The following is a 20,593-nucleotide window of genomic DNA, read 5'->3' on the forward strand; positions in this document are numbered from 1 at the left end:
AGAGTCGGTCCCGTACATGCCGAGGCAACCCGATCAACAGGAGTGCGGTATGGCCACTGCTCCGTTCGATGCCGAAGACGCAGCCGGCTACCTGGACCGGGTGACCGACAGCTCGCCGTTCGCCACCGCCGCCGACACCACGCCGCTGCGGCAGACGGTGGAGTCCCTGCTGGCCATGGGGCTGGAGCAGGGCTCCATCGTCATGATCGCCCTTCCCAACAGCGTCCGGTTGGTGCGGACGTTCTTCGCCACCGTGCTCGCCGGCTACGTGCCGGTGCTGCTGCCGCCCTCGACCCCGGTCTCCCGGGCGGGCCTGATCGCCGACCGGCTCGGCGCGGCGGCGCTGCTGCGGTCCCGGATCCCGCTGCAGGAGCACGTCCACGGGCGCGTGCTCCGGGTGGACGATGGGGAAGCCGTCCTGTTCACCGGGCCCGGACGGCGGTTGCACCGTCCGGGCCAGGCCGTCCTGCTCACCTCGGGGACCTCGGGCATCGCCACCGGCTGCCTCCACGACATCGACGCGCTGCTGCGGAACGCCCGCCGCCACGCGGCCTCCATCGGTCAGACCGCCGCCGACACCCTGCTGGTGAGCCTGCCCGTCTACTACTCCTTCGCGCTGGTCGCCCAGGTGCTGGCGGCCTTCGTGACCGGCTCCCGGCTGGTGGTCACCGCCCCTCCCTACACCACCCGGAGCCATCACACGGCCGCGGTGGAGCACCGGGCCACCATCACCTCGCTGACACCGTTCCTGCTCAGGACCCTGCTGGACGGGAGCGGCGGTGAACTGCCGCCCGGGACGCGGATGCTGACGGTCGGCGGGCACAGCGTCCAGCCGCAGGCGATCCGCCGGCTGCTGGAGCTCAACCCCGGCCTGGAGCTGTATGTCACCTACGGGCTGACGGAGGCGGGGCCCCGGGTGTCCACGCTCGCCGCCCACCGGGAGCCCGCGCACCGGCTGGCGTCGGTCGGCCGGCCCCTGGAGGGGGTGTCCGTCGGCACGCGGGAGGTGGGCGACGGCCGTCGGGAGCTGATAGTCGTCTCCGACACCGTCCATCTGGGCCGGGTCGGCGAAGAGGACGCCACCGGGCGCGGCGGCCTGGTGGCGCCGTCCGTGCTTGCCACCGGCGACCTGGGCCGGGTCGACGCGGACGGCTATGTCCACGTCCAGGGACGGCTGTCGGACTTCACCGAGATCCACGGCGAGAAGGTGTCGCTGGCCTCGGTGCGCCGTGCCGCCGAATCCCTCGACGGGGTGCTGCTGGCGGTGCCGGGGGTGCGCCGCCAGGACGGCCGGGAGCAGGTGCACGTGGAGCTCTTCATGAGGGACCTCGACCCCGACACGGTCACCGCCACCGAGGACTCGCTGCGGCGGCAGTTGCGTTCGCTGCTCACCCCCGGCGAGCGCCCGGGGGCGTTGACGCTGGTCCCGGCAGTGGCGGGCGGCTTCCACAAGTGAGCGGGCCGAGCAGGTCGGCGGGGACGACGTCCGGGTGGGCGGCCTGAACCCCGCCACCGGGGCTCCGGTCGGGGACGAGGCCCAGGACGAGGGCCCGGGCGCGGTGCCCGCCCCCGGCCGCCTCGTGCACGGCGACCGCCACGAAGGGCGCCTGGGCCGCCCGCAGCCAACGGGACGCCAGCCACAGGGCCGGGGCGGCCCCGTCCTCGGGCGGCATGGAGAACACCAGCGACGGGCCGTGGAAGCCGAAGACGAGGCAGGGGACCCCGGCCATGGCAGCGGGATTGCCCCCGGCGAAGCGGATCGGCGAGATCCGTCCCCGGGCCGCCCGCTCCGCCTGTGCCCGCAGTGTCTCCCCGGTGGAGTCGCAGCTCACCGCCAGCATGCCGACCAGGTCGCCCGGCGCGGGACGCTCCCGGCCGCAGTCCGCGAGAGCGCGTTCGACGGCTGCGGCGACGGTCCAGCTCGCCGGGTCCGCATACTGCACCCGTCCGGCCACGGGCACCGGACGCCGGCCGGGGGCCGCCTCCTCCCCGGTCGCCGTCCCCGCCCCGACGACCCGAACGCCCCGAACGACCCGAACGCCCCGGGCAACCCGGTCCGCCCCGGAACGGGGCGGGTGGGGGGCCGGTCGCGCCGGAGGCCGGCCGGCCGTGCGGGCGGTCTCCAGCAGCAGGCCCTCGGCCTCCGCCGCCGCGCGGCTGCGCTCCAGCACCAGACAGGTGTTGAAGCCTCCGAAGCCCAGGGTCAGGCTGAGGCCCGCGCCTGGCTCCGCGTTGTGCGCGATGCCGGTGGGGGCGCCGACGGCCAGGCGTAGCCGCCCGCAGTCGGTCGCGGGCCTGCGCAGTCCCGTCACGGCCGGGACGGCACCGCTGCGCAGCGCGAGCAGCACCGTGATCGCCTCGATCGCCCCGGTCGCGCCGAGGGTGTGGCCGAAGGCCCCCTTGGTGGCGAAGACCAGCGGCCCCCGCGACGCGGTGGCCGGGCCGAGGGCACGGGTCAGGGCCAGGCCCTCCGCCCGGTCGTTGAGGACCGTCCCCGAGCCGTGCGCGTTGACCACCAGCACGTCGCCCGGAAGGCGGCCCGCCGCGTCCAGGGCCCGGCGGACCGCTGCGGCGGCCACCGCCCCGCTCGGGTCGGGGGCCGTGAGCCCGGAGGCGTCGTTGCTGGACGCCGCCCCGGTGACGGCCCCGTGGACGCGGGCACGGCGCGCGCGGGCCGAGCGCGCGGACTCCAGCACCAGGAAGCCCGCACCGTCGCCGAGGACCGTGCCGTCGTGGTCCTCGTCGAACGACCGCAGGGCACTGCTGGTCATCGTGCCCAGGGTCGAGTGGCCGAGGCGCTTGGCCGGGGTCAGTACGTCGGCACCGCCGCAGAGGCAGATCTCCGCCTCGCCGGAGGCGATCAGCTCCAGGCCGATCAGGACGGCGTCCGCGCCCGAGGAGCAGGCCGTCGTCAGCGACCAGGGCGGGCTGCTGACGCCGAGCGCGGACGCGGCGTCCTCGGCCCATCCGTGCAGGGAGGGAGGCCAGGGTCGCCCGTCCGCGAAGTCCGCCGCCCGCTCGTCGGAGTGCGGACCGAGGCTGGTCCCCAGGACCATCCGCACCCCGGCGGTGTCGGCCGGGAGGCCCGCGTCAGCCAGTGCGCGGGCGGCGGTTTCGACGGTGATCCGGTGCTGCCGTTCGCGCGGCGGTCCGCCGTCCGCCGGCGGCTCCGCGGCCGGTGCGGCGAGCAGGCTGCGCAGCGGGTACGCGGAGGGGACGCCGCGGATGCCGCTCCCCCCGGCGAGCAGTCGCTCCCAGACGGCGTCAGGATCCGTGCCCAGCGCGGTTGTCCAGGCCATCCCGGTGACCCAGGCCACCGGACGCGGCCCGGGGAACGGCCCGGGGCGGACGGCGTCCTCACGCGGCACGCCGGTCCCCGGCGCCGCGCAGCAGCCGGCGCACGAGGGCGACGACGCTGCGCAGGGACGCGAAGTTCTCCGGGCTGAAGTGCTCCTCCGCGATCTCCAGGCCGAAGACGTCCTCGCACCGGATCCGTAGCTCGATCAGCCCCACCGAGTCGATGCCGAACATGTCCTGGAGCCCGTCGTCCAGGCCGAACTCGTCCTCCGCGAAGTCGACCAGGATCTCGGCCGAGAGGATTCCCCTGACGGTTCCCTCGACGATGTCGGAAGCGGTTTCCATGGCTGCCCTCCGTGGCTGTGGGGACGATCCGCAGCAGAGTCGCCGCGTCCGGACGAACGCGACTGGACGTCCGGTGGAGCGTCCTGGGGCGGCCGTCGCGAGTACGGCTCCACCGGGCGTCCAGTCGCCGCTCCAACAATGACCGCAGCGGCTGCGCCTGTCGGCGTGCCGGCCGACCGGACCGTTCCGGGCCCGGTCACCAGCCCGAGGAGGAACGCAATGGATATCGGAGTCTGCTTGCCTACCGGCGTCCATGGAGCCGATGGCAGCCAGCTGATCGAATTCGCCCGTCGGGCCGACCGCCTCGGATTCCACAGTCTGACGGTCACCGACCGCGTGGTGTACGACAACTTCGACAGCATTGTCGCGCTCTCCGCCGCCGCCGCCGTCACCGAGCGGATCGAGCTGGTGACCGCGATCCTGCTGGCCGCCTCCCGGCCCAGCTCGGTGGAGCTGGCCAAGCAGCTCGCCAGCCTGGACCGGCTCTCCGGCGGTCGGCTGACCCTCGGTGTGTCCGCGGGCATGCGCGAGGACGACTACGCCGCGACCGGCACGGACTTCAGCACCCGCGGACGGCGTCTGGACTCGATGATCGAGGAGATGCGCGAGGTCTGGGCGGGACGCGGCCCGGTGCCCGGCGTGGGCCCCACCCCGACCAACGGCGACATTCCGATCTGGGGCGGCGGCCACTCGCCGGCCGGCCTGCGCCGTGCCGCCAGGAGCGCCATCGGCTGGATCTCGCCCGGCGGGCCCCCGCAGAAGTTCCCCGACGTGGTCGCGGGCTTCAAGAAGCTCTGGGCCGAGGAGGGCCGGGACGGAACCCCGCGGATGGGGGCCAACTGCTACGTGGCGCTGGGCCCCGACGGCAAGGAGCGGGCAACCGAGCACATGCTCAGCTACTACTCCTACATGGGGAAGATGGCGGAGCACCTCGCGGCAGGGGCCGTCACCGACAAGGACCGGCTGCGCGCCGTGGTCGACGGCTACACAGCCGGCGGCTGCGACGAACTGTTCCTGCTGTCGGTCACCGCCGACCCCGATCACCTCGACCTCATCGCCGACGTCGTCTTCCCGTGACGCCCCACCCAGTGAGGAGAAGTTGATGGACACATCCCACGGGCCGAACCTGCCGCTGCGGATCATCATCGTCGGTGGCGGTATCGGCGGGCTGTCCCTCGCCCAGGGACTGCGGCAGGGCGGTGTCGAGGACGTCGTCGTCTACGAGCGGGACGACTCCGCCCGGGGGCGCATGCAGGGCTACCGGCTGCGGATCAGTCCGGACGGGGAGCTGGCCCTTCGCCAGGTCCTGCCCCAGGAGTTGCAGGACCTGCTCACCGTCACCTCGAACCTGCGGCACGATGAGGGCCTGGCCGCCTACGACGAGCGGCTCGAACCGCTCTGGGCGCCCTCGTTCAGCGACCCGCGCGGCGACGCGCCGGACAAGGTGGACGCTGTCGACCGGGTCACCCTGCGCCGGATCCTGCTCGCCGGGCTCGACGACCAGGTCCGCTACGGCAAGCGGTTCACCCACTGTGAACAGGCGGAGGGCGGCCGGGTCACCGCGTACTTCGCCGACGGCAGTTCGGACACCGGTGACCTGCTGATCGCCGCCGACGGCGCGAACTCCCAGGTGCGCCAGCAGCTCCGCCCGGCCGACCGCACGCTCGACCTGGGCGTGCGCGGGGTCCTGGCCCGCACGCCCCGGGCCAGGGCGATCGACGCCGGGCTGCCGGAGATCCTCAAGGACCGGTTCGTCTATGTGATCGGCACGGACGGCAACCACCTGGGGCTGATGCCCATGGTGTTCCGCGAGCGCCCGGAGGAGGCCGCTGCCCGGTTCTGGCCCGGCCTGGAGTTCGAGGAGAGCGGCGACTACTACATGTCGGTGTTCAGCGTCCACCAGAGGGACCTCGGGCTGTCCGACGAGACGTTCTTCGCCATGAGCGGCACGGAGCTCCGTGACCTGGTGCTGAAGCGCACCGTCGACTGGCACCCCGACCTGCGGGGCGTGTTCGCCCACGCCGAGCCCGACGAGACCCATCCGATCGCGCTGCGGGCCACCGCACCGGTCGAGCCCTGGGAGCCGGGCAATGTCGTCCCGGTCGGCGACGCGGTGCACGTCATGCCGCCGACCGGCGGGGTGGGGGCCAACACCGCGCTGCGGGACGGGGCGCTGCTGTCCAGCGCGCTGATCAGGGCGAGCCGTGGGGAGCAACCGCTGGCCGAGGCCATCGCCGGGTACCAGGCGGAGATGACGGTCTATGCCAACGAGGCCGTGAACATGTCGCTGAAGATCGCCAAGTGGTCGATCCAGATCGACGTCGACGGTGCGCAGACCCCGGCCGAGGTGTCCACCGTCTGACCCGGCGGAGGCCGAACATGAGCAGTGCACGAGGGCGCAGGGCCGTGGTCGTGGGCGGCGGCATCGGCGGCCTGGCCGCCGCCGCCGGGCTCCACCGGGCCGGTTGGCGGGTCACCGTCCTGGAACGCGCCGACCGGCTCCGGGAGTCCGGAGCAGGGATCTCCCTGCTGACGAATGCCCAGCGCTCGCTCGACCGGCTCGGTCTGGGCGCCCGGGTGCGCTCGCTGTCAGCGGTCATGCCGCCCGGTGGCGAGGGCCTGCGGACGGCGTCGGGCCGGCGGCTGCAACGGCCGGCCGACCCGGAGTTCCTCCGTGAACGGGGCCTGTCCATCATCGTGCTGACCCGGCCGCAGCTCCACGGGGTGCTGCGCGACGCGGTCCCGGCCGAACTGATCCGGACCGGGGCGGACGTCCTCGCGGTCACCGATACCGAGGGCGGGGCCATCGTCAGGTATCGCACAGCCCTGGGGGAGCAGACCCTCCACGGTGACGTCGTGGTCGCCGCCGACGGGGCGTTCAGCCGGATCAGGGGCGCCCGCTGGCCGCTGACCCCCGCTCCGGTCTACAGCGGGCACAGCGTCTGGCGCGGTATCGCCCAGGGCCAGGGCGGTCGGACCGAGCCGGGCGGCAGCAGCTGGGGCCGGGGGCTGGAATTCGGGCGGATGCCGCTGACCGGCGGGCGCAGCTACTGGTTCGCCGTCGCCAACACCCCTGAGGGCGTGCGCTATCCGGACGAGCACGCGGAGGTGCTCCGGCGGTTCGGCTCCTGGCACGACCCGATCCCGGCGCTGATCGCCGCCACCCCGCCCGCGTCGGTACTGCGCCACGACGTGTTCGAGTTGGCGCAGCCGTTGCCCAGCTATGTCTCAGGCCGGGTGGTGCTGCTCGGCGACGCCGCCCATGCCATGACCTCGGACCTGGGGCAGGGCGCCTGCCAGGCCCTGGAGGACGCCGTCGTGCTGTGCGCGGAACTGTCGTCCGGGGTCGGCGGAGCGGGCGGGGCCGATGTCGCCGACGGCGTGCCCGAGGCGCTCGCGCGCTACGACGAGCAGCGCCGGCCGCGGTCGCAGGCCATCGCTGCGGCCTCGCGCCGGATGGGCGAGACGAAGCTGACCGAGCGGCGCTGGGAGCGGCTGCGGCGCGACCTGCGGCTGAGGATCACGCCGCCGCGCGCCGGGCAGGAGGGGGTGGCCATGGTCGGCGACTGGCAGCCCCCGGTGCTCCCCGAACCCACCTCGGTCGGCTGAAACCCCGACCCCGATCCCGACCCCGACCCCCGGCCTCGTCGAGGTCCGAGGTAGGTCGGTCGAACAACGGAGAACGGGAGCGAGGACATCCTCGCTCCCGTTCTCCGTTCCGTTCCCGTCCGTCGAACGAGGGGCGGCCGACTCAGGTCAGGACCAGGTCACCGGGAGCGAGTGCACCCCGTAGAAGACCTTGTCCTCACCGGTCGTCGGCACCTGCTCCGGCGGCACCGCCAGGCGCAGCGTCGGCAGCCGCCGCAGCAGCGCCTCGAACGCGATCTTCATCTCCACCCTGGCCAGCTGCGCGCCCAGGCACTGGTGCACGCCGTGGCCGAAGGCCAGGTGCGGCGAGCCCTCGCGGAACACGTCCAGCCGGTCCGGGTCCGAGTAGAACGCGGGGTCGCGGTTGGCCGCCGCCAGCGAGGCCACGACGGTCTCCCCGGCCAGGATCCGTTGTCCCGCGATCTGGGTGTCCTGGCGGGCGGTGCGGGTGAGCCCGAACTGCACGATGGTGAGGTACCGCAGCAGCTCCTCGACGGCGACCTCGATCCGGTCGGGGTCGGCGCGCAGTGCCGAGGCCTGCTCGGGGTTCTGGAGCAGCGCGAAGGCGCCGAGGCCGAGCATGTTGGCGGTGGTCTCCAGCCCGGCGATCAGCAGCAGGATGCTGATGTTGAGGACCTCGTCGAGTTCCAGGGCCTTCTCACCGTGCAGCAGTTCGCTGATGATGTCGTCGCCCGGCTCCTTGCGCTTGGCGCGGACGAGCTCGCTCAGGTTCCCGTACATGCCCGTGCTGACCTCGCGCAGCTGCTCGGGGGTGGCGTTCAGGGTCAGGATGGTGATGATCCACCGCTGGTAGTCGGCCTGGTCGGAGGCGGGGATGCCGAGCATCTCGGTGATCACCCGGGTGGGGATCGGCTGGGAGAACCACTGGACCAGGTCGGCCGTGGGGCCACTGTTGATCATTCCGGTCAGCTGCTCGTCGACGATCTGCTCGATCCTCGGCGCGAGCTCCCGCATCCGCTTGCGGGTGAAGTGCCTGCTGACCAGCCTGCGGTAGCGGCCCTGCTCCGGCGGGTCCAGGGCGGAGAACATCCCCGGCGGCACCTGGAGCTCCTCCTCGGGCAGCGGGAGCTCGGCGTTGGGCGTCACCTGGATCAGCGGGGGCGTGAAGCTGGGGTCGGCGAGGGTGGCGCGGACGTCGTCGTAACGCGTCACCAGCCAGCCGATCCGCCCCCCGGGCAGCCGCAGCCGGCTCACCGGCCGCTCCTCGCGGAGCTGGGCGTACTCGTCGGGGGGATCGAGCGGGCAGCGGCGGCGGGCCGGGAGGTTCATCGGATCGGGAAGGAGCACGGGCATGAACACACCTACCTCTCTGCGAGTCGGCGGCAGGACCGGGTCGGTGCTGCTACACCGGCCGGTATTCCAGCAGGGCGATGTCGCCCGGGACGGGGTCGTTGGCGAGGACGAAGCCGGCTTCGCCGGCGAGCTCGTTCCATTCGGCGAGGCTGCGCTCGCGTCCGCCGAGCACGGACAGGGACTCGACGTCGATCAGCTTGCCGATGTCCCATTCGCCCGGGCCGCGCAGCAGGTTCTCGACGATCAGCAGCCGGGCGTCGGCGTGTTCGCCGATGGCCTCCCTGATCCTGCGCAGGATCAACCCGGCGTCGTCGTTGTCCCAGTTGTGCAGGGTGTGCTTGACGAAGTAGGCATCGCAGCCCGAGGGGACCTCGGTGAAGAAGTCGGTGGGCACGATCGTCACCCGGTCGCTGGTGCCGGACCTCTCGAAGACGTCCTTCGCGTCGGCGACGGTGTGGGCCTGGTCGGCCAGCACCCCGGTGACCTGGGGGTAGCGGCGCAGGACCTCGGCCAGGAACTGGCCGTGCCCGCCGCCGACGTCGGCGATCCGCGGGAACCGGCCGAAGTCGTAGGTCTCGAAGACCCGGTCGGTGCCCGGGTAGTGGTTCTGCCGCATGGCGCGGTCGAAGACGGCTCCGCTGGCCGGGTTGGCCTTGGTGTACTCGTAGAACGACGTGCCGAAGGCGTGGTCGAAGGCGGCCTCGCCGGTGCGCAGGGTGTGGGCGACGTCCTCGTAGGGCCGCCAGAGCATGGGGTCCGAGGCGAACAGGAACATGTCGCGGATGCCGGCGGGGGCGTCGGTGACCAGTCCGGCGGAGGCCGGGGTCAGCGCGAAGCGGCCGTCGGCCTGCTCGTCGAGTATCCCGGCGGCGGCCACGGCGCGAAGGACGCGGTAGAGGGCGTCGGCTGTCGTGCCGGTCTCGGCGCTGATCTCAGCGACGGTCCGGGGGCCGTCCGCGAGGGCGTCGGGGACCCTGACCTCGACGGCGGCCCTCAGCGCCCCGATGATCCACTTGGCGTAGAGGAAGCCCAGGACCTGCTGTTGCGGGGGCAGTCCCCGGTCGAACCAGCCTGACATGCCTTGGACCTGGGGTGTGCTGTCCTGCGGGGTCATCGACATCCACCTCTCGTCACCGGGATCGGCTCCCGGGCAGATTCCCGTGCCCCGCTCGAACTCCGATAGGGGAGCAGTCGAACCCCTCCCGCCGCCGCGGCCGTCGGGGACGGCTCGAGCGATTGTCCAGATTGCTTCGAACGGCAGTCCCCATGCTGCACGGGACTTTGGGAACCGACCGAGGGAGACGCTGATGTGCGGCATCGCCGGCTGGGTGGACTTCGCGCAGGACCTGGCGCAGCAAGGGCCGGCACTTCAGGCCATGACCGACGCGCTGGCCAAGAGGGGCGTCGACGACCGGGGGGTGTGGCTCGGCGAGCGCGCCGCCCTGGGACACACGCGTACCGCGATCATTGATCCGACCGACGGCATCCAGCCGCTGACGGTTGATCAGGACGGCGCTGCGGCAGCCGTGATCGTCTACAACGGCGAGGTCTACAACTTCAAGCAGTTGCGGACCGAGTTGGAGGCGCGCGGGCACAGCTTCCGCACCCGCAGCGACACCGAGGTGGTGGCGCGCGCCTACCTGGAGTGGGGCGCCGACTGCGCCCAGCGGCTCGAGGGCATCTTCGCGTTCGCCGTCTGGGACGTGCGGCGCGAGGAACTGCTGCTGGTGCGCGACCGCTTCGGGGTCAAGCCGCTCTTCTACAACCGGCAGCCGCAGGGCGTGGTGTTCGGCTCCGAGCCCAAGGCGCTGCTGGCCAACCCGCTGGTCCGTCCCGTCGTCGGCGTCGAGGGCCTGCGGGAGCTGTTCTCGGTCGCCAAGAAGCCCGGGGCGTCGGTGTTCCGCGACATGCAGGCGCTGCTGCCCGGACACACCCTGACGATCGGCCGCGACGGAGTCACGGACCGCCGCTACTGGACCTTGGAGGCCCGCCCGCACACCGACGACCTCCGCGAGACCATCGGCACGGTCCGCTCGCTGCTGGAGGACATCGTCCTGCGCGAAACTGGTGGCCGACGTCCCGCTGTGCACCGCGCTCTCCGGCGGCCTGGACTCCAGCTCCATCACCGCCATCGCGTCCATGTGGCGGTGGAAGCTGGAGGGCAAGCGGATGCGGACCTTCGTGACCACCTTCGACGGCTACGCGAAGAACTTCCAGGCGGACGACGTCCGGTTCTCCCCGGACGAGCCCTTCGCGATCGAGGTCGCCGAACACGTCTCGTCCGACCACGTCAACATCGTGCTCAGCACTGAGGACCTGATGGACCCGAAGACCAGGCTGGCCGTGATGCTGGCCCAGGACGGCCCGTCCACCCTCGGCGACATGGACACCTCGAACTACCTCACCGCCCGGGAGATCAAGACCCACTCCACCGTCGCCCTGGTCGGCGAGGTCGCCGACGAGATCTTCGGCGGCTACAACTGGATGTTCAACCCGGAGTGCGTCAACGCCGAGGCCTTCCCCTGGGTGGTCAACGAGGGGCTCCAGCCGAGCTCGCTCAACGGGCAGGGTCGGGGCCTGTTCGACATCGGGCTGCTGGAGACCATGGACATGGGCCGCTACTACGCCGACTCCTACCGCGAGGCCGTGGCGGAGGCCCCGGTCCTGTCCTCGGACAGCGCCGAGGAGAGCCGGATGCGCACCATCAGCTACCTCACGCTGACCCGCTGGATGCCGATGCTGCTCGACCGGGGCGACCGGCTCTCCATGGCCCACGGCCTGGAACTGCGGGTTCCGTACTGCGATCACCGGCTCGTCGAGTACCTCTTCAACACCCCGTGGAGTTTCAAGACCTTCGACGGCAGGGAGAAGGCGATCCTGCGGGCCGCCGTCGCGGACCTGCTGCCGGCGTCGGTGCTGCAGCGCAAGAAGAGCCCCTGGCCGGTCACCCAGGATCCGGCGTACACCCGGATGCTGCACGAGGAGCTGTCCGCCCTGATCGCCGACACATCGTCACCGATTCTCCCCTACCTGAATCCTGAGGCCGTCAAGCGCACCCTCGCCAATCCCGGTGCGGCACATGACTGGCCGAGCCGGATGCACATCGAGATGGCGCTCCAGTTCAACTCCTGGCTGGTCAACTACAACGTCGAGCTGGCTGTGTGAGCCAGGTCACCATGCGAAACGCTCTACTCGGGCACGAGCAGTCTTCGAGTCCACTCCCGCTTAATGGGGCGACGCTTGTCGATCTCCAACGAGGCCGAGCGGTATATGAAACTGAGGAGGAACGGTGGCACTGACGATTGAAGCCAGGGGCCTGGTCAAGCGTTTCGGCAAGACGATGGCTCTGGATGGGCTCGACCTGGAGGTCGAGCAGGGGCAGGTGGTAGCCGTCCTGGGGCCCAACGGCGCCGGGAAGACGACCTTCGTCCGCTCGGTGGCGACGCTGCTGCGCCCGGACGAGGGGGAGCTGCGGGTCGCGGGCTACGACGTGCGCCGCGAGCCCGACGCGGTGCGCCGGGCCATCGGCCTGGCCGGGCAGTTCGCCGCGGTGGAGCCGGCCCTGACCGGCCGGGAGAACCTGGAGATGGTGGCCCGGCTCTTCGGTCGGCGCGCCCGTCAGGCCAGGCTGGAGGCGACCAGGATCCTGGAGCAGTTCGGCCTCACCGAGGACGGCGACCGGCTGGTGCGCACCTACTCCGGAGGCATGCGCCGCAAGCTCGACCTGGGCGCGAGCCTGGTCAGCGCGCCGCGCCTGCTGCTCCTCGACGAGCCGACGACCGGCCTGGACCCCCGCAGCCGGCTGGACCTCTGGGACATGATCGAGTCGCTCCGCGAACGTGGCACCGACGTCCTGCTGACCACGCAGTACCTGGACGAGGCCGACCGCCTGGCCAGTCATGTCGTGATCATCGACCAGGGGCGCGCGGTCGCCTCCGGGACACCGAGCGAGCTCAAGCGGCGCGTCGGCGGCCGGGTCTTCGAGGTGCACGTCCGCGAGCGTTCCGACGTGGCCAAGGTGGCCGCGGTGCTGACCAGCAAGGACGGCCCGAAGCCGCAGGTGGACGAAGCGACCCGCTGCGTCAGCGTGGCGGCCGGGGACGAGGACGCCGCCCAGTGGCTGTTCGCCGGGCTGCGGGCGATCGAGGGTACCGGTGCGGAGCTCTCCGACATCAGCGTCCGCGAGCCCAGCCTCGACGAGGTCTTCCTTGCGCTGACCGGCCAGCGGACGAAGGACACCCAGAACGCCGAGGAAGCCCAACTGGTCGGCGCCAAGGCCAAGTCGGCGTAACGCGGACATACAGGAGAGACGGACATGACAATGACGGCCACAGTCGCCAACCCCACCGTGCTGCAGAAGAACATCAGCCTGCCGACCGGCACCTGGCTCCTCGCGAAGCGAGCCGTGAAGACCTTCCTGCGCAGGCCGGACCTCGTTGTCCTGAGTGTGGTGCAGATGTCGGCGATCATGCTGACCTTCCGCTACATCTTCGGTGGCGCGATCGGCACCAGCCAGGGCATGCCCTACGTGGACTTCTCGGTCCCGGGCTTCATCACCGCCGGAGTGCTGTTCCAGACCCTGGGCACCGCGATCGCGATGGCCGAGGACCTGGAGGGCGGGTTCATCGACCGGTTGCGGTCGATGCCCTTCCCGTCGGCATCCGTGCTGACCGGACGGGTCCTCGCCGACACCGGCATCCTGGCCTTCGTGCTGGCGGTCACCACCGGGGTCGGCTTCCTCGTGGGCTTCCGCCTTCAGGCCTCGGTCCTCAGCGGCCTGGCGGCCTTCGGCATGTGCCTGCTGTTCGGGCTGGCCTTCAGCTGGCTCTTCATCACGCTCGGACTGCTCGCGGGCAACGTCAAGGCCGCGCAGGGAATGTCGATGATCGTCTTCATCGTGACCTTCGCGTCCAGCGCGTACGTCCCGGTGCAGAGCATGCCGGGCTGGCTGCGGGCGTTCGCTTCGAACCAGCCGGTCACCATCATGGCCGACGCGGTCCGAGCGCTGACCATCGGCGACCACGCACAGGCACTGCTCGGGCACGGAGCCGAGTACTACGTCATCCGTTCACTGATCTGGACCGCCGGGATCATGGTCTTCTTCGCGGTCCTCGGCACGGTCCGCTTCCGTCGGAACTGACCGAACCCCTTCTGCGCGAGCAGGAATTGGAGAGCCAGATGTCGAGCGAAGCCGTCGACTCCGCACCACTCGATCCCAGGATCGTCCACGCGCAAGAGGTCTACACCCGGGGCAAGCTGTCGATCTACGACAAGTGGGTGCTCGGAGTGTTCTGCCCGGTGGTCTGGCGTTGCCCGCCGGGGGAGATGCGGCGGCTCTACGACGACAACGTGGGCGCCCGCCATCTGGACGTCGGCCCCGGCACGGGCTACTTCGTGGACCGCTGCCGGTTTCCGGTCGGCGATCCCGACATCACCCTGCTCGACCTGAGCAGCGAGTGCCTGGACATGTCCGCCAGGGTGTTGTCCCGCTACCGGCCCAAGATCTGCCAGGCGAATCTGATGGAGCCGCTGCCGTTGCCGGCCGGCCACTTCGACTCGGTTGGCATGAACCTGGTCTTCCACACCATTCCGGGCGGCTGGGACGGCAAGGGCGTCATCTTCAAGCACGTCGCGGAGACCATCCGGCCCGGCGGGGTGCTGTTCGGCACTTCGGTGCTGGCGGAGGGCGTGCCGATGAACAGGCTGACCCGGAACATGCTGGTGGAGCAGCACCGACGGGGCAACTTCCAGAACCAGGGGGACGACCTGGAGGGCCTCAAGGCCCAACTGGCGAAGTACTTCCCGTCATCTCAGGTCAGAGTACGGGGAGCGGTCGCGATCTTCACGGCCACGGCCGGCTGAGGGAGCGGTCCACAGGAACCGACGACGGCCCCGGTCCCCCGGCGGGGGCCGTCGTCATGTCCTCCGCCCGCCCCTGAACGGGTCGGAGGACAGGCATCGGCCCCTGCCGCAGTCGCTGCGGCAGGGGCCTCTGCGTCACGGTCCCACGATCGATCGTGGGACCGGCCGGGTCAGCGCACGTGGGGCCGGTCCATCCCGGCGTCGATGACGTAGTCGGAGCCCACCACGCTCGGCACCGCACCGGACGTCAGCAGCACGACCAGGGTGGCGATCTCCTCCGGCTCGATCATCTTGCCGGTGGAGAGGCCGGCGAACTTGGGAACCATCTCGATGAACTCCTCCGGGCTGATCCCCAGCTTCCGGGCGGTGTCCGGGTTGGTCCACACCCGGGTCCGCACCGGCCCGGGGGAGATGGTGTTGACCCGGACCCCCTTCGGGCTGAACTCCAGCGAGAGGGACTTGCCGATGTTGGCGAGCGCGGCCTTGGCCGCCGAGTAGTGGCCGAGGGCCGGGTCCGCCAGGATCGCGTTCATCGACCCGATGTTGACCACGGCGCCCCTGCGCTCGACCAGGCTGGGCAGCGCCGCTCTGGTCGTCCTGATCGTGGTCATCACGTTCAGCTCGAAGGCGTGCCGCCAGACCTCGTCCTCGATGTCGAGGAAGCCGGTCGCCAGCTTCACACCGCCGCCGACGTTGTTGACCAGGATGTCGACGCCGCCGAACTTCGCGAGCGCGTGCTCCAGCAGCGCGCCGGGGCCCTCCTCGTCCAGCAGGTCGACCTGCAGGACGTGCGGGGTGGCGTCGATCAGCTCCGGCGAGACGGTCCGGCTGCCGCCGAGCACCTCCGCGCCCGCGGACACCAGCGCCCGCACGGTCGCCAGCCCGATCCCGCTGCCGGCGCCGGTGACCACAGCTGTCTTCCCGGACAGGTCGAACTCCATGATGTCTCCTCCATCTGCGGTGCGGGCCTCAGCCCTGGTTGCGTTGCTCGGTAAGGAACTGCCCGGTCGGCCCGTCGTCGGGAAGGGTCGCCGCGTCGGCGATGAACCGGGCCGCCTGCTCGGGGAGCTGCTCCTGAGTGGGCATCATCCGGGTGCGTACCCGGCCCGGGTTCACGGCGTTCACCAGGACGCCGCTGCCCTCGGTCTGGTCGGCCACCAGCGTCGTGAGACCGTTCAGGGCGCTCTTGGACAGCGAGTAGCCGGGCGTCCGGGCGAACAGCCGCCCGCCGAACTCGGCGGTGGTGCCGCTGGACACCACCACCACCCGGCCCCAGCCCCGGACCGCCATCGGCGGGACGAACGCCTGAAGCACCCGCCAGGTCCCCAGCAGGTTCACCGCCAGCGTCTCCTCGACCAGGCCGAGCGGCACCGAGAGCGGGTCGGAGCCGGCGTCCAGCAGGACCCCGGCGTTGCACACCAGGACGTCGACCCGGCCGACCTCGGCCAGGCTGCGGGCGACGCTGCCGGCGTCGGTGGTGTCCAGCGCGCACCAGCGCACGTCGGTCCCGATCCCGGCCGCGGCCGCACGGGCCTCCTCGGCCTTGCGCGCCGTCACCACCACCCGCAGGCCGCGGTGGTGGAGCTCCTCGGCGACGGCGCGGCCGATGCCCCGGTTCGCCCCGGTGACCAGGGCGGTGCGCGTCCTCGAGGGCGCGTCCTCGGAAGCGGTGGTCATTCAGCCACGCCCGAACCGCACGGGCAGGTGCTTGATGCTGTTCATGAAGTTGGTCTCGGGACGCACCGGGGGACCGGTGAGTTCGAGCCGGGGCAGCAGGTCGAGAACGCCGTCGAGGAACTGGCGGAGCTCCATGGTGGCCAGGCCGTTGCCGATGCAGATGTGCGGACCGCCGCCGCCGAAGGTCAGGTGCGGGTTGGGCGAGCGGGTGACGTCGAACCGGTCCGGGTCAGCGAACACCTCTTCGTCGCGGTTCGCCGACGAGTACCACATGACGACGCGCTCGCCCGCGCGGATCGGCCGGCCGCCGATCTCGGTGTCGACCGCCGCCCGCCTGGCGAAGTGCGTGACCGGGGTGACCCAGCGCAGCACCTCGTTGGTCGCGGTCGGCAGCAGGCTCCGGTCGGAGCGCAGCAGTTCGAGCTGGTCGGGGTGGTCGAGCAGGGCGAGCACGCCCCCGGTGACGGAGCAGTAGGTGGTCTCGCTCCCGGCGGTGATCAGGGTGGAGGCGAACAGTCCGACCTCCTCCGGAGAGAGCCGGTCGGGCACGTCGAGACGTCCGCCCTTGAGCCGGGCGGACAGCAGCACCGAGAAGCAGTCGTCGGTCAGGTGCTTGGCGCGGTGACCCGCGAAGTCGACGAGGTACTCGTAGATCTTCTGGAAGCAGTCCTCGCCCTCCCCGGACATGTTGCGGTCGTACTCCGGGTCGCCGAGGTTCACCGTCGCGCTCGCCCAGTCCAGCAGCATCGCCCGGTCCCCGTCGGGGATGTCGAGCAGCTCCAGGAGCACCTCGAAGGGGAGCCGGAGCGCGACGTCGTCCGCCAGGTCGAACTCGCCGCGCTCGGCGACCTCGGCGAGGATGGTGTCCACGATGCGGCGGATCGGTCCCTCCAGCGCGGCCAGCCGCGCCGGGGCGAAGGCCTTGAAGGTCAGCTTGCGGATCCGGGTGTGGTCCAGGCCGTCCAGGAACGTGATGATCGGAGGGCTGGGGTCCACCTTGCGGACCGAGGTCATGGTGGTCGGTCCGGAGAGGAAGCGGGTCGTGTCGCGCGAGACCTCGGACACGTCCCGGTGCCGGACTACGTACCAGAACCTCTCGCCGTCGGTGTCGGTGCCCGGATGCAGCCGGCCGGACGCCCTGAGCTGCTTGAAGTAGTCGTGGGGGATCCCGTTGCCGAATGCCCGGGGATCCATCAGGTCGAGCTCCTGGAGGCTCATCAGTGGCCCTTTCTCATGGGCTGCGGTGGTCGTCCGCCGTGGCGGACCGGTCATGTGGGGTGGTCCGCGCAGCATTCGGCGAACGCCCACTCGTGCCTGATGCCGAGTGAGAAGTGTTCGACGAGCAGCTCCCGCTGCCGGGGCGAGCTGCTCTCGCCGACCCGGTCGACCATGGCGAGGAAGGCCCGCACGGCGTACTGGTACCCCTCGCCCGGGTGGTACGCGCTGATCCACGGCAGGTAGCGCGAGCCGGGTACGGCGCGGTCCCGAAGGTCGTCGGACACCGCCGAGTTGAACCAGACCATGGGCAGCAGCGCGCCCACCCCGGCGTGGAACGACCCGGCGCTCGCGGCCGTGAAGAAGGAGCTGTGGGCGTGCGCGGCCGGAAGGACGGGGCTCTGTTCGTCCAGCTCGGGCAGGGCGAGCTGCTCCGCCAGCGCGGCGTAGGAGTCGAGCAGTCCTTCTTTGGCCTCCAGGGTGCCGACGACCGACTGCCCGAACAGGTGGGCGTCGGCGTCGTCGGGGGCCGCCGCCGCGCAGCGGGCCAGCGCCCGCGCGTAGGCGGGCAGCAGGAACCCGGTGTCCTGCCGGACGAATCTGGCGAGCGCCTCGCCCGGGAGCGAGCCGTCCCGCAGACCGGACCAGAAGGGGTGGTCCAGGACCTTCCTGAGCACCGGCTCCTGGATCGCGGCCAGTTCCTCGTGCAGCGGCATCGGTGCGTCCTCCTCAGTCCTCACGATCGTGTCCCCGGTAGGCGCGCTGGGCTTCGGCCATCCGCCGCTTCACCGGCGGCAGGTGGTTGACCAGGCGCATCAGGGCGCGCAGCGCGCCCAGCAGCGGGCGGCCGACGAGCGGCGCGTCCGGGCCGGTGCTGCCGCCCGACCGGCGGGACTTGACGACGGCGTCGAACCCGTACGCGATCATCCGGGTCTCGTAGGCGCGGATCGCCTCGAGCAGCGGAAGCTCCCCGTCCCGGGCGGCGGTCAGCTCGCGGCAGAGCAGCGCGGCGTCGCGCAGCGCGGTGTTGGCGCCGACGCCCCGGCCCGGCGTCATGGTGTGGATGGCGTCGCCGAGCAGGGTGACCGGGGTCGTCCGCCACTGCGGGATCGGCACCGAGGTGCGGATGTTGATGGTGAAGCAGCTGTCGGGATCGGCCAGGGCGAACAGCCGGCGCAGGTCCGGATGCCAGGTCGTGGTGTGCTCGCCCACGAGCCGGTGCAGATCGGGCCCCTTCAGCTCGAGGACGTCGGCGGGAAGGCGCTTCGACTGGACGACGAGACCCCAGTCCACGTAGTCCCGGGAGTTGTCGAAGGTCAGCCCGGGCCAGCGGCCGAGCAGTTCCGCGTCGGTGGAGCCGATGCCCTGCTTGGGCGCACCGTCCGCGTCCCAGGGGAACTCCATGACGTGGTAGATGCAGAAGTGTCCCTTGGGCGCGTACACCATGGAGATGCCCCGGCTCATCTTCGGTGTCAGCAGCTCCCGGGTCTCCTCGGTGAGCGGGACCTTCCCGGTGATCCCGATCGGTCCGCACTCCTCCAGCACCGCCTGCGGCAGGTACTGGCGGCGCACCCGGGAGTTGCTGCCGTCCGCCGCCACCAGCACGGTGCCGGACGCCGAACTGCCGTCCTCGAAGCACGCGGTGACGGTCCCGTCGGGGTTGTTCTCGTACCGCTCGAAGACCTTGCCGAAGTGGACGACGTCCTCCACCCCGGTCAGCAGCACCTGGCGCAGCGTCATCCGCGACACCGACTTCTCGCTGTTGACCGGGTCGGGGTCGTCCGAGGTGAAGCCGTCCAGGGACAGCAGTTCGGCCCGCTTCTCGGTCAGGAAGTTCACATACTCGGGAGCCCGTGCGCAGGTCGCCACGAAGGTCTCGTACAGCTCGGGCGGAAGCGACGCCTTGAGCGCGCGGCTGCCGTCCGGGTTGATCCCGACGCGGTAGCCGTGCAGGCCGTCGGCCCGGGTGGGGTCCCGCTCGTAGACCGCGACGCTGATGCCGGCGCGTCGGAGACCGTGCGCCAGACACAGTCCGCCGGTCCCGGCGCCGATGATGACGACATGCAGATCGGCCGTGGACGCCGACATGGGGACTCCTGACTCCTGGATCAAGCGGTGGCTGCCGTGCCCCGGTCGGGCGCCGGCAGTTCGAGGAGCTCCTGGTGGATCATCCGCGCGGCCTGCCGGCCGCCTTCGTCGTTGAGGTGGAACTGGTCTCCGAAGCAGTAGCCGGTGAACCGGTCCGCGCTGAGGTTGACGAAGGGGACACCGAGCTCCGCGCACCCCTCGCGGACGAGGACGGCGAACAGGTCCCAGTACTCCTCGTAGACGCTGTTCTCCTTGCGGCCGAAGATCGGCTCCTCGAAGTCGAAGTGCGCCTGCTCCTCGGGGTCGATGTCACGGGTGCGCGGCGTGGCGAACGGCTGGAGGGCGAACAGGAGGGGGGTTCCCGGCGCGACCAGCCGGGTCAGCGCGGCGAGGTGCCGGAGCTGCTGCCGTGCGGCCGTCTGGACGCGGTGCTCCGCGTCGGCGAAGTCCGGCGCGGGCGGAGCCGCCTCGGCCTCGTCGCTCCGGCGCTCGGGCAGCGGTGCGCCCGCCAGGAACGCGGCGAGCTGGAACATCGGGACCCGGGAGAGCGAGGCGAAGGTGCCCTCGAAGAAGACCGGCCCGAATATCCCGTCAGGCGTCCGGGTGGCCATCATGGTCCAGTAGTCGCTCGCGCCGGAGAAGACCACGACCGTGGACGCCGCGTGCAGGAAGGGCAGCGCGGCGACGAGTTCCTGGAGCGAGTTGCCCGCGACGACGCCGAGGTTGAGCTGCCTGACTCCGGTCAGGGCGGCCAGGTGCGACGCGGTGGTCCCGCCGTCGCTGTCCGCCGCGAGGCCGAAGGACGTGGAGTTGCCCAGCACCAGGCCGCCGCCGTCGGCGAGCCAGGAGCTGGTGTCGACAGTGCCGAACGGCGAGTCGGAGTGGCGGAAGCCCTCGTTGTCGGTGTTCACGATGGCCGAGCGGTGGTTTCGGGCGAGGGCGAAGCCGAGACTGGGATGGAGGTGCAGATCGATGTCGTACCGCTCCAGCAGCACTCCGCCACGGTGCTGGAGCGCAAGGGACTCGTGGTCGGAGTTGGCGATGGCCATGTGTTGCTCCCTACGTGGCGGTTGCCCGCTGCCCGGGGCCTGTCGCGCGAGACTTGCACCGGGACATCGGAGCGGGCTCGAGCCGGACTCGACACCCG

At 71.4% G+C, this 20,593-nt stretch carries 18 protein-coding genes and 1 pseudogene; 9 read left to right on the plus strand and 10 right to left on the minus strand.

The genetic code is table 11. The features are described 5' to 3' along the window. The first annotated feature begins 49 nt into the window (after window positions 1–49). Entirely contained in the window at window positions 50–1,456 is a 1,407-nt protein-coding gene (locus tag ACXKR8_RS36305; RefSeq protein WP_458268795.1) for a class I adenylate-forming enzyme family protein, read from the plus strand. Here ACXKR8_RS36305 and ACXKR8_RS36310 read toward each other — a convergent pair. Together ACXKR8_RS36310 and ACXKR8_RS36315 are read right to left on the minus strand one after the other, a co-directional pair. Then, window positions 1,389–3,368: a beta-ketoacyl synthase N-terminal-like domain-containing protein gene (locus tag ACXKR8_RS36310; RefSeq protein WP_458268796.1), complete on the minus strand. Its 1,980-nt coding sequence runs from the start codon at window positions 3,366–3,368 to the stop codon at window positions 1,389–1,391. The genes ACXKR8_RS36305 and ACXKR8_RS36310 overlap by 68 nt on opposite strands. Beyond that, entirely contained in the window at window positions 3,358–3,642 is a 285-nt protein-coding gene (locus ACXKR8_RS36315) for an acyl carrier protein (protein WP_458268797.1), read from the minus strand. The genes ACXKR8_RS36310 and ACXKR8_RS36315 overlap by 11 nt, the downstream gene beginning before the upstream one ends. A gap of 219 nt (window positions 3,643–3,861) precedes the next feature. Here ACXKR8_RS36315 and ACXKR8_RS36320 point away from each other — a divergent pair, with 219 nt between their 5' ends. Genes ACXKR8_RS36320 through ACXKR8_RS36330 form a run of 3 tightly spaced genes read left to right on the plus strand, consistent with a single transcriptional unit; the run spans window position 3,862 to window position 7,251 of the window. After that, entirely contained in the window at window positions 3,862–4,719 is an 858-nt protein-coding gene (locus tag ACXKR8_RS36320) for an LLM class flavin-dependent oxidoreductase (protein WP_458268798.1), read from the plus strand. Between the two features lie 25 nt (window positions 4,720–4,744). Continuing rightward, window positions 4,745–6,004: an FAD-dependent oxidoreductase gene (locus ACXKR8_RS36325; protein ID WP_458268799.1), complete on the plus strand. Its 1,260-nt coding sequence runs from the start codon at window positions 4,745–4,747 to the stop codon at window positions 6,002–6,004. Between the two features lie 17 nt (window positions 6,005–6,021). After that, entirely contained in the window at window positions 6,022–7,251 is a 1,230-nt protein-coding gene (locus ACXKR8_RS36330) for an FAD-dependent monooxygenase (RefSeq protein WP_458268800.1), read from the plus strand. Between the two features lie 147 nt (window positions 7,252–7,398). Here ACXKR8_RS36330 and ACXKR8_RS36335 read toward each other — a convergent pair whose 3' ends face one another. Further along, window positions 7,399–8,604 (minus strand): cytochrome P450, encoded by a 1,206-nt coding sequence (locus tag ACXKR8_RS36335; protein WP_458268801.1) that lies wholly within the window; start codon window positions 8,602–8,604, stop codon window positions 7,399–7,401. 49 nt (window positions 8,605–8,653) lie between these two features. Further along, window positions 8,654–9,718, minus strand: a complete 1,065-nt coding sequence (locus ACXKR8_RS36340; protein ID WP_458268802.1) for a methyltransferase — start codon at window positions 9,716–9,718, stop codon at window positions 8,654–8,656. Window positions 9,719–9,980: 262 nt separating this feature from the next. On the opposite strand from ACXKR8_RS36340, the pseudogene ACXKR8_RS36345 reads away from it, so the two are divergent. The 5 genes and pseudogenes from ACXKR8_RS36345 to ACXKR8_RS36365 form a co-directional block, all read left to right on the plus strand. Next, a pseudogene (locus ACXKR8_RS36345) lies at window positions 9,981–10,361 on the plus strand (asparagine synthase (glutamine-hydrolyzing)); the annotation flags it as partial. A 310-nt stretch (window positions 10,362–10,671) separates the two neighbouring features. Further along, window positions 10,672–11,769: an asparagine synthetase B family protein gene (locus tag ACXKR8_RS36350; RefSeq protein ID WP_462099965.1), complete on the plus strand. Its 1,098-nt coding sequence runs from the start codon at window positions 10,672–10,674 to the stop codon at window positions 11,767–11,769. Between the two features lie 124 nt (window positions 11,770–11,893). Continuing rightward, window positions 11,894–12,895: an ATP-binding cassette domain-containing protein gene (locus tag ACXKR8_RS36355; RefSeq protein WP_458268804.1), complete on the plus strand. Its 1,002-nt coding sequence runs from the start codon at window positions 11,894–11,896 to the stop codon at window positions 12,893–12,895. A gap of 30 nt (window positions 12,896–12,925) precedes the next feature. After that, window positions 12,926–13,744, plus strand: coding sequence for an ABC transporter permease (locus ACXKR8_RS36360; protein WP_458268805.1), 819 nt, complete (start codon window positions 12,926–12,928; stop codon window positions 13,742–13,744). Window positions 13,745–13,782: 38 nt separating this feature from the next. Beyond that, a complete protein-coding gene (locus ACXKR8_RS36365) occupies window positions 13,783–14,466 on the plus strand; it encodes a class I SAM-dependent methyltransferase (protein ID WP_458268806.1) in 684 nt (227 codons plus the stop codon). Between the two features lie 170 nt (window positions 14,467–14,636). Here ACXKR8_RS36365 and ACXKR8_RS36370 read toward each other — a convergent pair whose 3' ends face one another. Genes ACXKR8_RS36370 through ACXKR8_RS36395 form a run of 6 tightly spaced genes read right to left on the minus strand, consistent with a single transcriptional unit; the run spans window position 14,637 to window position 20,495 of the window. After that, window positions 14,637–15,407 carry an SDR family NAD(P)-dependent oxidoreductase gene (locus ACXKR8_RS36370; protein ID WP_458268807.1) on the minus strand — a complete coding sequence of 257 codons (771 nt, stop codon included), beginning with the start codon at window positions 15,405–15,407 and terminating at the stop codon, window positions 14,637–14,639. Between the two features lie 28 nt (window positions 15,408–15,435). After that, window positions 15,436–16,143 carry an SDR family NAD(P)-dependent oxidoreductase gene (locus ACXKR8_RS36375; RefSeq protein ID WP_458268808.1) on the minus strand — a complete coding sequence of 236 codons (708 nt, stop codon included), beginning with the start codon at window positions 16,141–16,143 and terminating at the stop codon, window positions 15,436–15,438. Beyond that, window positions 16,144–17,361 (minus strand): cytochrome P450, encoded by a 1,218-nt coding sequence (locus ACXKR8_RS36380; protein ID WP_458268809.1) that lies wholly within the window; start codon window positions 17,359–17,361, stop codon window positions 16,144–16,146. A gap of 50 nt (window positions 17,362–17,411) precedes the next feature. Continuing rightward, complete coding sequence (locus ACXKR8_RS36385; RefSeq protein ID WP_458268810.1) at window positions 17,412–18,098, minus strand: TenA family protein; 687 nt, start codon at window positions 18,096–18,098, stop codon at window positions 17,412–17,414. Beyond that, window positions 18,088–19,446: an FAD-dependent oxidoreductase gene (locus ACXKR8_RS36390; RefSeq protein ID WP_458268811.1), complete on the minus strand. Its 1,359-nt coding sequence runs from the start codon at window positions 19,444–19,446 to the stop codon at window positions 18,088–18,090. The genes ACXKR8_RS36385 and ACXKR8_RS36390 overlap by 11 nt, the downstream gene beginning before the upstream one ends. Window positions 19,447–19,466: 20 nt before the next feature. Beyond that, window positions 19,467–20,495, minus strand: a complete 1,029-nt coding sequence (locus ACXKR8_RS36395; protein WP_458268812.1) for a hypothetical protein — start codon at window positions 20,493–20,495, stop codon at window positions 19,467–19,469. Window positions 20,496–20,593 lie beyond the last annotated feature (98 nt).

Source organism: Streptacidiphilus sp. PAMC 29251 (assembly GCF_054208735.2).